A 12,037-nucleotide genomic window follows, 5' to 3' on the forward strand; every position below is an offset into this window, starting at 1 on the left:
GGCCGCCGCGCCTCAGCCGAGGTCGAAGAAGGTCCGGGCCGCGGCGAGCACCTCGCCGGCGCGCTCGGTGCCGACGAAGCCGTGCTCGGCGCCGGGCAGCTCGACCAGCCGGCACGGTACGCCCTCGCGCCGGCACGACCCCGTGAGGGCCCGCGCCTCCGGGAGCAGCGAGTCCCGGTCGCCCACCGCGACGAACGTCGGGGGCAGCCCGTGCGCGGACCGGTGCAGCCGCAGTGCGTCCGAGGGCTCGACCCCCGTCCACACCCGCATCGCGACCGTGGACAGCTCCCGGCCCGGGCCGCCCGGCAGGGTGTCGTCGTAGGTCTCCAGCGACAGGTCGAGGTTCGGGTTCGTGAGCAGCAGGCCTGCCAGCCGGCGACCGGTGCGCGCGGCCGCGAGCGTCGCGACGGTGCCGCCGGCGGAGTCCCCGTCGAGGTAGAGCCTGTCGAACCCCTCGCCCGCGAGGAGGTCGACTGCGGCCAGGGCGTCCGCGACGGAGTCGTCGAGCGTCGCCTCCGGCGCGAGCCGGTAGTCCACGGACAGCACGACGACGCCCAGGGCCTCCGCGGTGCGGCGGCACCAGCCGTCCTGCAGCTCGAGGTCGCCGAACAGCCCGTACCCACCGTGCAGGAAGACGGCCGCGGCGCCCGGGTGCCGTCCCTCCGGCGTGTACCGGCGCAGCGTGAGGCCGTCGCGGACCAGGTCCTCCACGGCGCCCGCGAACGGGCGCCGCGGCCGGGCGACGGCGCGCTCGTGGGCGCCGCGGCGCAGCGCCGCGACGTCGTGCGCGGCCTCCGGCTCGGGAGTCACGGGACGATCCTCACCCTGTCGGGTCCGTCAGGCCCGGAGCGTCCGTGCGACGAGGCGTACGGCGACGCCGAGGAGCAGCAGCCCGAGGGCCAGCAGCGGGAGCGTGCCCCCGCCGAACCCTGTCTCCGGCAGCTCCGACCCGGGCGTGGTCGGCGTGGTCGGACGGGCGGTGTTCGTGAGCGTGACGGCGTTGAGCCGCTCGTCGTCCGCGTGGATCACCACCCACCCGTCGTCGTCGGGCTCGAGGGGCTGGCCGTCGATCGCCCAGCGCGGCGTGCCCCATCGGGCGCCGTCGACGCCGGGCGGGTCGGCCTCGCGGATCTCGACGGTGGTGCCCAGCGGGACGTCGTCCGCGACGAACGGCTCGCCGAGCACGAGGTCACCCTGCTGGACGGGCCCGTCGTCCACGCGGTACTCGACGGGGAAGTCCGTGCCGTCCGGCAGGTCCGCCCCCTCGACGAGCTTCTCCACCCGCAGCGTCGTGACGGGCACGGCGGAGTTCGTCACCGTGAACGTGGCCGTGCCGACGCCCTCGTCGATGGTGAGGCTGCTCCCGGGTGACCAGGTGGGCACGGCCCAGGTCCAGCCGTCCGGCAGCACGGCGTCGGACGGCTCCTGCTCCGTGACCTGCACGGTGGTGCCCACGGGGAACTCGCGGCCCGGGCCCGCCGGGCTCCCGTCGGTCGGAGCCTGGATCACGCCGTCCGTGGTGCTGCCGTCCGGCAGGGTGGCCGTCCAGTCGACCTCGAACCCCTCGGCGCTCACGTCGCCCGGGTCGGCGCCCTCGAGGGCCTTCGAGACCTCGAACGTGCCGTGCTCCACGGTGGCGGAGTTGGTGACGGTGACCTGCGCGGTCTCGCCGTCGCCCACCGTGATCTCGGACGGCGTGATCGTCGGGGTGCCCCAGTCCCAGCCCGGCAGGTCCGGCAGGTCCGCCTCGTCGAAGGTGACGGTCGTGCCCACCGGGAAGTCGAGCGCCTCGCCATCGGCGTCCGTCGGCCCGGCAGGCGTGCCGTCGGGCGACAGCTCGGTGGTGCCCTCCGTCGTCGTGCCGTCCGGGTAGGCGGCCGTCCAGCCGACGCCGAACGTCAGCCCGTCCGGCACGTCCTCGGCGGCCGGACCGTCGAGCTCCTTGGCCAGCGTGAACGAGCCGGCGGGCACGTGCCCGACGTTCGTCACCTCGAGCGCGATCGTCTGCCCCTCGTCCAGCTCGAGGGGGTAGAAGCCGTCCTCGTCCGGGTCGGTGAGCGGCGTGCCGTCGACCGAGAGCACCGGGTCCTCCCAGTCGACGCCGTCGCCGCCCGTCGGGGCGGGCTCCCGCACCCACACGGTGCTGCCGGCGGGGATGGGCTCGCCGTCGAGCAGGGTGTCGATCGTCACCGGGTCGCCGACGCCGATCTCCCGCGTGCGGGACTCACGAGGCCCGCCCGGCGGGTCGAACGTGTACTCGACGGCGAACTGCGGCTCCGGGTCCACCGGACCGTCGACGTCGAGCACCTTGGTGACGGTGAACGACGCCGTCGGCTCCTGCGGCACCAGCAGGTTGGTGAGGTCGACGGCGACCACCTGGTCGGTGCGGTCGATGGTGAACGTGGCGCCCGGGCTCCACGACGGCTCTCCCCAGGTGTAGCCCTCTGGCGGGTCCGGAAGGTCCGGCTCGCTCAGGGTGACCTCCGTGCCCACCGGGAACGTGATCTCGTTCCCGTCGTCGTCCTCCGGACCCTGCGCCTGGAAGTCCCAGGCCCCGTCCGAGACCAGGTCGATGGTGCCGCTGGACTCGTTGTCGTCCGGGTCGACCGCGGTCCAGCCGACGGTGATGACCGCCTCGGGGGCGGGAGGCAGGGGGTCGTCGGTGCCGTCGGTGACCGTCTTCGTGACCTCGAACGTCCCCTCGGTCCGTTCCGCGGTGTTCGTGACCGTCGCGCTGACGACGGCGTCGCCGTCGGCCGTGATGGTCACCGGGTCCGGGGCCACGGTGGCGTCGCCCCACTCCCACCCGGGGACGTCGGTCGGGTCCTGCTCCGCGAAGCTGACCACGGTGCCCACGGGGAACGTCGCGGTGGTGCCGTCCACCGACAGCGGGCTCACCGGGGCGCCGTCGGCCGGCAGCTCGAGCGTGCCGGTGCCGAGCACCTCGCCGTCCGGCGACGTGGCGGACCAGTCGACGGGGAACGTCGTGCCGTCCGGCAGGTCGCCGGCGGTGATGCCGTCGAGCTCCTTGGAGACCTCGAACGTGCCCTGCGGCGCTCCGCAGGGAATGGTGCTGGCGAACAGGAACGAGTGCACCTCGCCGCCCAGCAGGGTCACGTCGCGGCCGATCACCTGGCCGTCCAGCGGGGCGGCGTCCACGGTGACGTCGGCGAACGGCGCGTAGACGGAGCCGTCGATACGCGCGCCGGTGTTCTCGACCGTCACGTCACCGGTCACCGCCGACAGGTCCCACAGGATGTACGGGGAGTACTGGCCCTGCGGGTCGACGCGCAGGCCGTGGACGTCGGTCGTCCCGGCGGGCACGCGGATGATCAGGGGGTTCTCCTGGCCGGGCGTGGCGCTGCCCGCGGAGAACTGCAGCAGGCTCGCGCCCGCCACGTCCTCGTACGCCACCACGTTGGGCCGGTCCGCGGCGAGCGGGGAGAGCACCTTGCGGTCGCCGTCGTCCTCCGCGACGGTCACGTGGTGCGCGTCCTGGCCGTCCGGGTCCGCCAGGTCGGCGAGGCACTGCGCGCTCTCGTCGATCGTGGCGTCCTGGTCCGCCTCGATGTACCCGGCGACGACGTCCTGCGTGCTGCCGGTCTGCTCGGTGAAGATCGACGTGTTGCCGCCCGTCGGGGGCTCCGCGTCGGCGGGGTAGGTCTGCGCGGTGGCGTCGATGAGCGGCGGGATCGAGCCGGGCTGCGAGACGCGCACCCAACTCTCGCCGCGTGCCGACGTCTCGAACGGCCCGAGGTCGCGGTCCACCATCTTGAGCGTCCCGACGTTCTCCGGCGTCGTCGCGCCGCGACTGGTGAGGTTCACCTCGCCGACGTTCGTCGACGTGTCGGGGTCGAAGCGCCCGATCAGCAACCGGGCCGGGTCGCCGTCCACGGTGGGGATCGTGTAGTCCGCCGTGCCCGCCGCCACGTGGATCACGGCCCACTGCTCGGCCGTGGTCCGCGCGAGGTTGCGGCCGGCGGCGAGGGAGCCCTCGAGCTCCTGGTTCCCGACGAAGGCGTCGCGCTGCGCGTAGACGGTGAACCCGCCCGCGGACGTGAACGGGTTGACGTCGCCCTCGGCCGCCGCGGCGGACGGCGCCGTCGCGGTCTGCGCCCCGAGCCCTACCAGGCCGCCCAGCGCGAGCGCTGCGGCGAGCAGTCCGCTCGTCGTCCTGCGGCCTGTCGTCGAGCCCGTCCTCCGCATGTGCAGCCCCCAGAAAAGTCACGAATCGCGCGTACCTCGCGCCACTCTAGGGAGGCGAGGGTGCGCCTGCCGGGTGGTCACGCTCCCATGCTTCGTGGGATCGGCTGAACGCCGGGCGAACGCTCGGCGAACTCTTGATCGGCGGCCCGGGAACGGGCCTGGCCGCGACCATACTTCCGCTGTGCACGACGAGATCGCCCGCCTGGCCCGCCACGTCGCCCCGCGCGGGACGACGCGCGCCGGCTCGGTCGCGGAGCTGGCGCAGCCGGTGCTGGTGGTGGGTTCCACGATGCCCGTCGGGCAGCTCGAGGTGATCTTCCGGCGCCCTGAGGTGGGGTCGGTCGCGGTGCAGGACGACGCCGCGCCGGCCCGCACCGGCATCGTCACCCGCGCGGGCCTGACGGCCGCGCTCACGGGCCGTCTCGGGTACGGCCGCGCCGTCCTGGAGCGGCGTCCGACCGGGGCGGTGGCGGACTGGTCGCCCCTCGTCGTCGACCCCGGGACGGCGGTGGCCGACGTCGCGGCGCTCGCGATGGCCCGCACCGCGGACCGACGGTACGACGACGTCCTGGTGAGCGGTCCGGCGGCCTGGGGCGCTGCCGGCACGGCCGACGTCATGCGGGCCGTCGTGGCCGAGCTCGCCGAGCGATCCACCCACGACCCGTTGACCCGCCTGCCCGGGCGCGCCGCCACCTGGTACGCGCTGCGGCGCCGCTGCGCCCTGGTGCGGGGCGGCGCGACGCGCGTCGTGCTGGTGCTGCTCGACGTGCGGGGCCTGGCGACGGTCAACGCCCACCACGGACAGGACGTCGGGGACGCCGTGCTGTCCGAGCTCGCGGCGCGGGTCTCGGCCGCGCTGCCCGCGGGGTGCGAGGCGGGCCGGGTGGAGGGCGACGGGTTCGCCGTCCTGGCGACCCTGCCGGCGATGGACGACATCCAGGCGGCGGCGTCCGCCGACGCGCTGCGGCAGCACGTCCTCGCGCACGTGGCGCCGCCGTCGGCCGGGTTCGACGCCGCGGTATGGCCGGCGCTGCACTCGGCCGCGGCGTGGTCGGTGGCGGGCGCGGCCGACGCCGACGAGCTCGTGACCCAGGCCGAGCGGCGCCTCCTGCGCGAGCGTCGTGCGGCGGTGCTGGTCTGACGATCGCCCAGGTCGACGCCGGGGAGGCGACGTCGCCCGGACAGCAAAGAGCCCGCGGGCTGGAGGTCGAACCTCCTGCCGTGCTGGACGAGGGCACGGCACCCGCGGGATCCGGTGGTCGCGAGGAACTCGCTACCCGTCCCGTGCGCCGACCGGTCCGACGAGTGATCAGGTCGTCAGGCCGACAGCGCGAAACGCTCAAGGGCGCACGCGACTAGCGCGCGACCACCTCATGGGTCCGAAGAGTCTTCACTTCTCCGATCACCTCCTTTCTCATGTGCGGACGACGCTACGCCCGCCCTGGCAGGGAGGCCAAGGGTTTTCCTCAGGGTGAACGACGGCGTTCTCCGGGCGCTCACGCCCGCCGCAGGTGCGCCCACTCGCCGGGATAGTCGTCCAGCCACTGCGCGAGCGAGCGCGCAGGGCGGCCGACGAGCCGGCCGACGTCGTCGGAGACGTGCGCCAGCTCGCCCGCGGCGATGGCGGTGTACGACGTGACCCACCCGTCGACCTCGAACGGCTCCGCCCCGTACCCGGCACGCGAGGCGTACGCCTCCTCCTCCGTCTCCGGGTGGTAGGTGAGGTCGCGGCCTGCGGCCTGGCCCAGGATCCGCGCCACCTCGTCGAGCGTGAGGGCCTGCGGCCCCGTGACCTCGTAGGTCGCGCCGTCGTGCCGGGCGGGCCGCTCGTCGAGGATGACGGCGGTCGCGACGTCCGCCACGTCGTCGTGCGACACCGCCGCCACCCGGCCGTCCGCCGCGGGGCCGCGGATCACGCCGTCGCGCCCGACGAACGTGCTCAGCGCGTGGAGGTACAGGTTGTCTCGCAGCACCGTCCAGCGCAGGCCGGTGCGCGCCGCGACGTCGGCCAGGTGCTGCTCGGTGCGCCAGTGGTCGCGGGCGAACGTGAACACCGCGTCCGGGGCGGCGCCCGCGAACGACGTGTAGACGAGGCGCTCGACGCCCGCCGCCGCCGCGGCGTCGATCATGGCGGCGTGCTGCGCGACCCGATCGGGAGCTTCGCGCGCGCTCACGAGGAAGACCGTGCGGACGCCGTCGAACGCCGCGCGCATCGCGGCGGTGTCGCGGTATCCGTCGGCGACGGCCACCTCGCCCTGCGGCAGCGCCCGCCCGTCGCTGAGGCGGGGCGCGCGTGCCGGGTCGCGCACGACCAGCCGCTGCCGCGCGCCCTCCGCCGCCAGCCGGAACGCCAGTCGTGACCCGAGCCGCCCGCTCGCCCCGGTCACGGCGACCAGCCCGTCCGCCGCCCATCTCGCCATGCCCCACGGTAGGCACGGATCGAGGACCGGGCCCGGCGAGAGGCGACAATGGGCCGGTGCCTGCCACCCCGTACCGCGTCATGACCGTCTGCACCGGCAACATCTGCCGCTCCCCCATGGCCGAGATCGTGCTGCGCGACCGGCTCGAGGCCGCGGGGCTCGGCGGCCGTGTGGTCGTGGACTCCTCCGGCGTCAGCGACGAGGAGCACGGCAACCCCGTGGACCGGCGCGCCCGCCAGGTGCTCGCCGCGCACGGCTACGCGACCGGCGACGGCCACCGGGCCCGCCAGGTCACCGCCGCCGACCTCGCCGGCCACGACCTGCTGCTGCCCATGACGGCGCAGCACGCGCGCCGCCTGCGGCGGCTCGCCGACGGCGGCGCCGGCTCGGACGGGCTCGCCGAGATCCGCATGTACCGCTCGTTCGACCCTGCCGCGCCCGTCGTCGAGCCGGGCGGTGACGAGCACCTGCTCGACGTCGACGACCCCTGGTACGGCGACCAGGCCGGGTTCGAGACGACGCTGGCCGAGGTCGAGGCCGCCGCCGACGGCGTCGTGGAGCACGTGCGGTCGTTCCTGGACCGCTGAGGACCCGGGGCGGTCCGCGCCCGCGGGGTGGAAGGATCGGCGCATGACCACGTCGCACCCGCCGCTCACCGTCCGACGCGCCCGGGAGGACGAGTGGCGCGAGACCCGCGACCTGCGGCTGGCGGCGCTGCAGGACCCGGCCGCGCCGGTGGCGTTCCTCGAGACGTACGACGTCGCGGCGGCCCGCCCGGACGAGTTCTGGCAGGAGCGGGCGCGGGGCAACGCGACGAGCGAGGCGGTGGCGGCGTTCGTCGCCGTCGGCGCGGACGGGCGCTGGGTCGGCACCACGACCGGGCTCGTCGAGGAGCCGGGCGCGACCGACGTGCTCGGCGGCCCGGTCGCGCAGCGGCAGGTGCACCTGGTGGGCGTGTTCGTACGGCCCGAGCACCGGGGCGCCGGGCTGCTGGGCCGGCTGTTCGACGGCGCGCAAGACTGGGCGCGGGGGCTCGGCGTCGAGCGTGCCCGGCTGTGCGTGCACGTCGCCAACCCGCGCGCGCAGGCCGCCTACCGCAAGCTCGGCTTCACACCGTCGGGTTCACGCTTCGTCCTCGAGCAGGGCGAGGAGCTGGAGCTGGTGCGGGCGCTGTGACGCCCCGCCGGGACGGGCGCCCGCGGCCGAAGGTGCGGCGCCACCAGGCCGCGGCGCCCGACGGCTCCGGCTCGGCGACCGGCGGCGAGCCGGGCACGTAGGCGCCGGCCCAGCGGGAGATCTCGCGCCACACGACGTCGCGCACGGCGGGGGCGGACAGCGTGACGTCGTGCAGGGCGCCGTCGACCCGGACCAGGGTGACGAGGCTGCCCAGCGCGGGGACGCGCCGCGCGACGCCGCCCACCTCGAGCACCGAGTCGGTGGTCATCATCTCCGGGCTCCACCGCACGGGCGTCGTCGAGCGCGCCGACAGCAGCACCAGCACCGGTATGTCGATGCCGAGCCCCCGGGACACCCGCTCCTGCCCCTGGAAGATCGCCGACAGCCATGCCGGGGTGGCGCGCCAGCCCATGTCGGGGCGCCAGGCCGGGTCGATCTCCCACGCGCCGTCGTACCGGTGGGAGACGCTGCGCACGTAGTACCCGAGGTCCACGTTCACCAGGTGGCTGCGCGGCGCGAGCGCGGCCTGCGCGCGCAGGCCCGGCTCCAGCACCCACCGGCCCACGCTGCGCGTCTGGAACTCGAGCCACGGGCTGTTGAGCACGAGCGCGTCGGCGCGGCCCGGCCGGTGCGACACCCACAGGCTGAGCACCAGCCCGCCCGTGGAGTGGCCCATGAGCACCAGGCGGCGGTCTGACGACGGGCGCGGCCCGTGCCCGAGGACGGCCAGCGCGGCCTCGACGTCCTCGTCGTACGTCGCGAGCGCGGTGACGAACCCGGGCGTCTGGTGCTCGCGCAGGCTGCGGCCGTACTTGCGCAGGTCGAGGGCGTAGAACCGGGCGCCCTGGCGCTCCCAGAACGCCGCGAGGTGGGTCTGGAAGAAGTAGTCGACCCAGCCGTGCACGTACAGGACGTCGACGCCGGCGTCCGGCACCGTGTCACCGCCGTCGGGCTCCGGGGCGCGGCGGACGAGCGTCGCGACGACGTCGCCCTCGAAGTCCTGTTCCAGGGGCAGCGTGAGCTGCTCGAAGCCGGGCAGCACGTCGGGCTGCCACGCGGTGCCGGTCTCGTCGTCCACGCCCCGAAGGTAAGGAACGCGGCGCCCGCCCGCGACCCGGCCGGCGCGGCTACACCACCAGCCAGAGCAGCCAGGTGAAGAGCAGGCCGAGGACGGCGATGATCGTCTCCATCACGGACCAGGTCTTGAAGGTCTGGCCGACGGTCATGCCGAAGTACTCCTTGACCAGCCAGAACCCGGCGTCGTTGACGTGGGACAGGATGAGCGAGCCGGCGCCGATGGCGAGCACGACGAGCGCGAGGTGGGTGGGCGTGAGGCCGGTGGCGAGCGGCGCGACGATGCCGGAGGCGGTGACGATCGCGACGGTGGCGGACCCGGTGGCGATGCGCACCAGGACGGCGATGAGCCAGCCGAGCAGCAGCACCGACAGGCTCATCGCGACGGCGGCCTTGCCGATCGCGATGCCGGTGCCGCCCTCGACGAGGACGGCCTTGAAGCCGCCGCCGGCGCCGACGATCATCGTGGCGCTGGCGATGGGCTTGAGGCTCTCGGTCATCTTGGAGCCGAGGGTGCCGAGGGAGAACCCGACGCTGGTGCCGAACGTGATCATGGCGAGCAGGACGGCGATGAGCAGGGCGATCAGGGGCTCGCCGATGAACGACACGAAGGGGAAGAACCAGGCGTCGGGGCTGGCCCAGACCTCGACTCCGGCGCGCACCAGCATCAGGATCACGGGGCTGAGGATGGTCACGAGGGTGAGCACGAACGTGGGGTTGCGCGTCGTGACCGTGCCCGGCTCGCCCGAGCCGCCGGTGTCACCGGCGACGATGCCTCCGCCGCCGCCCTGGGCGCCGATCGGCACCAGCTTCGCGGCGAACCGGCCCCACACGGGCCCGGCGATGATCACGGTGGGCACGGCGATGAGCAGGCCGAGGGCCATGGTGATGCCGACGTCGGCGCCGAGGTTGCCGATGGCGGCCAGGGGGCCGGGGTGCGGCGGCACGAAGCCGTGCAGCACGGACAGGCCGGCCAGGGCGGGGATGGCCAGGAGCATGGCGGGCAGACCGGAGCGGCGCACCGCGAGCATGATGACGGGGATCAGCAGCACGAGGCCGACCTCGAAGAACATCGGGATGCCGATGAGGAACGCGATGAGCGCCATCCGCCACGGCAGGCTGCCGGTGGAGCCGCGGAAGATCTTGTCCACGATCTCGTCGGCTCCGCCGGAGTCGGCGAGCAGCTTGCCGAGCATGGCGCCGAGCACGACCAGCACGCCGACGGTGCCGAGCACGTCCCCGACGCCGGTCTCGAACACGCCGGCGACGTCGCCGAGCGGGATCCCCGACCCGATCGCCACGAACAGCGACCCGAGGGTCAGGGCGACGAAGCCGTGCATCTTCAGCATCGTGATGAGCAGCACCACGATCGCGATGCCGATGGCGGTGACCACCAGCACCTGCGTGTCGTGCTCCGACCACGGCTGGTTGATCAGCTCGAGCGTGTCGTCGTCGTCCCGCGCGGCCTGCAGCAACGTTCGCATCCCGGTCTCCTCCTGTCGGGGTCCGCCTCGGTGAGGATCCGCGCCGGCGTCGACGTCAGCGGGTGCCGCTCCCGGTGCGCCGCAGCGCACGGCCGGGAAGGGCGTCGGTACGGGCGCCGTCGTCCATGACGGCGACGCCGTCGACCAGGACCAGGTCGATGCCCGCGGCCTGCTGGCGGGGGTTCTCGAACGTGGCGGTGTCCTGGACGGTGTCGGGGTCGAGCAGCACGAGGTCCGCGGCGTAGCCGGGGCGGACCAGGCCACGGCCCGTCAGCTTCAGCCGGGCCGCCGGGCGGCCGGTGAGGTGGTGCACGCAGTCCTCGAGCGTGAGGACACCGAGCTCGCGCACGTACCGCGCGAGGTAGCGCGGGAACGTGCCCCACGCGCGCGGGTGCGGGCGGCCGCCCACGAGGATCGCGTCCGAGCCGCCGGTATGGGTGCGGTGCTGCATGATCGCGCGCACGTTCTCCTCGTGCCCCACGTGCTGCAGGATCGTGGTGCCGAGGCGGTCGGCCACGAGCTGGTCGACGAAGACGTCGCTCGGCGCGCGGCCCTCGTCGCGGGCGATCGCCGCGATCGTCCGCCCCACCCGGCCCTCGAGCTCGGGGTGCTGCACGCCGCTGATCTCGATGGTGTCCCACTCGGCCACGCAGCCGTGGCAGCCGTCCGTGCCGACGTGCTCCAGCTCGAACAGGATCCGCTCGCGGTCGGCCGCGTCGGCCAGCCGTGCGAGCAGCGCGTCCGGGCCGCCGGAGAACGACCAGCTCGGCAGGATCGCGCTGAGCGTCGTCGAGCCGGGCAGGTACGGGTACGTGTCGAGCGTGACGTCGACGCCGTCGTCCAGCGCCCCGTCGATCAGGTCGAGCAGCTCGCCCGCGCGGCCCTTGTTGGGCCCGAAGTTCATCGTGGCGTGCGTGAGGTGCAGGGCGCAGCCCGTGGCCCTGGCGAGGTCGATCATCTCCGCGTACGCCTCGAGCGCGCCCTTGCCGTACGACCGGTGGTGCGGGCTGTAGTAACCGTCGTGGGCGGCGACGACGCGCAGCAGCGCGGCGAGCTCGTCGTCGTCGGCGTACATGCCGGGCGTGTACGTGAGGCCGCTGCTCATGCCGAGCGCGCCCTCCCGCATCCCCTGGGCGAGCAGCTCGCCCATGCGCGCGACCTCCGCGGGCGTGGCCGGGCGCTCGTCCGGCCCGACGACGAGGTGGCGCAGCGTGCCCTGCGGCACCAGGTAGGCGGCATGGCACGCGATCCCGCGGTCCAGGCGGTCCAGGTAGCCGGCCACGGACTCCCAGTCCCAGGCGAAGCCCGGCGGGTCGTCGTTCCAGCCCGCGATCTGCGCGCGGATCGCGGTGCGGGTGCGCTCGTCCACCGGCGCGAACGACAGCCCGTCCTGGCCCAGCACCTCGAGCGTCACGCCCTGGCTCACCTTCGCCGTGTGGTCCGGGTTGGCCAGGATCTGCACGTCCGAGTGGGCGTGCATGTCGATGAAGCCGGGCGTCAGCGCCCGTCCCGCGGCGTCGACCGTCCGGTGCGCCCCGCCCGCGCGGGCGTCGGAGCGGCTCTCGTCGACCGCCGTGACGCGGCCGTCGGCCACGGTGACGTCGGCGACGACGCCCGGGGCGCCCGTGCCGTCGAGCACCAGGGCGTCGCGGAACAGCCAGTCGGCGGTCATCCCCG

9 protein-coding genes are annotated in these 12,037 nt (G+C 74.6%); 3 read left to right on the top strand and 6 right to left on the bottom strand.

The features are described 5' to 3' along the window. Nucleotides 1–12 precede the first annotated feature (12 nt). Together B5Y66_RS10455 and B5Y66_RS10460 are read right to left on the bottom strand one after the other, a co-directional pair. A complete protein-coding gene (locus B5Y66_RS10455; protein ID WP_079574163.1) occupies nt 13–810 on the bottom strand; it encodes an alpha/beta hydrolase in 798 nt (265 codons plus the stop codon). Nucleotides 811–837: 27 nt separating this feature from the next. Beyond that, nucleotides 838–4,206, bottom strand: a complete 3,369-nt coding sequence (locus B5Y66_RS10460) for a DUF5979 domain-containing protein (RefSeq protein WP_079574165.1) — start codon at nt 4,204–4,206, stop codon at nt 838–840. Nucleotides 4,207–4,387: 181 nt separating this feature from the next. Between B5Y66_RS10460 and B5Y66_RS10465 the strand changes: the two genes are divergently transcribed. Continuing rightward, a complete protein-coding gene (locus B5Y66_RS10465) occupies nt 4,388–5,347 on the top strand; it encodes a sensor domain-containing diguanylate cyclase (protein ID WP_139820828.1) in 960 nt (319 codons plus the stop codon). Between the two features lie 355 nt (nt 5,348–5,702). On the opposite strand, the gene B5Y66_RS10470 is transcribed toward B5Y66_RS10465, so the two are convergent. Continuing rightward, nucleotides 5,703–6,626, bottom strand: a complete 924-nt coding sequence (locus B5Y66_RS10470) for an SDR family oxidoreductase (protein ID WP_079574169.1) — start codon at nt 6,624–6,626, stop codon at nt 5,703–5,705. An 80-nt stretch (nt 6,627–6,706) separates the two neighbouring features. Here B5Y66_RS10470 and B5Y66_RS10475 point away from each other — a divergent pair, with 80 nt between their 5' ends. Both B5Y66_RS10475 and B5Y66_RS10480 read left to right on the top strand, forming a co-directional pair. Beyond that, nucleotides 6,707–7,213, top strand: a complete 507-nt coding sequence (locus tag B5Y66_RS10475; protein WP_079574492.1) for a low molecular weight protein-tyrosine-phosphatase — start codon at nt 6,707–6,709, stop codon at nt 7,211–7,213. Nucleotides 7,214–7,256: 43 nt separating this feature from the next. After that, nucleotides 7,257–7,802: a GNAT family N-acetyltransferase gene (locus B5Y66_RS10480; RefSeq protein WP_079574171.1), complete on the top strand. Its 546-nt coding sequence runs from the start codon at nt 7,257–7,259 to the stop codon at nt 7,800–7,802. Here the strand turns inward: B5Y66_RS10480 and B5Y66_RS10485 are convergent. Genes B5Y66_RS10485 through B5Y66_RS10495 form a run of 3 tightly spaced genes read right to left on the bottom strand, consistent with a single transcriptional unit; the run spans nt 7,735 to nt 12,032 of the window. Next, nucleotides 7,735–8,880: an alpha/beta hydrolase gene (locus B5Y66_RS10485; protein ID WP_079574173.1), complete on the bottom strand. Its 1,146-nt coding sequence runs from the start codon at nt 8,878–8,880 to the stop codon at nt 7,735–7,737. The two genes, B5Y66_RS10480 and B5Y66_RS10485, sit on opposite strands and share 68 nt — an antisense overlap. 49 nt (nt 8,881–8,929) lie before the next feature. After that, nucleotides 8,930–10,360 (bottom strand): GntT/GntP/DsdX family permease, encoded by a 1,431-nt coding sequence (locus B5Y66_RS10490; RefSeq protein WP_079574175.1) that lies wholly within the window; start codon nt 10,358–10,360, stop codon nt 8,930–8,932. A gap of 55 nt (nt 10,361–10,415) precedes the next feature. Further along, nucleotides 10,416–12,032 (bottom strand): N-acyl-D-amino-acid deacylase family protein, encoded by a 1,617-nt coding sequence (locus B5Y66_RS10495; RefSeq protein WP_079574178.1) that lies wholly within the window; start codon nt 12,030–12,032, stop codon nt 10,416–10,418. Nucleotides 12,033–12,037 lie beyond the last annotated feature (5 nt).

This window comes from Krasilnikoviella flava (assembly GCF_900167525.1).
Lineage (GTDB): Bacteria > Actinomycetota > Actinomycetes > Actinomycetales > Cellulomonadaceae > Isoptericola > Isoptericola flavus.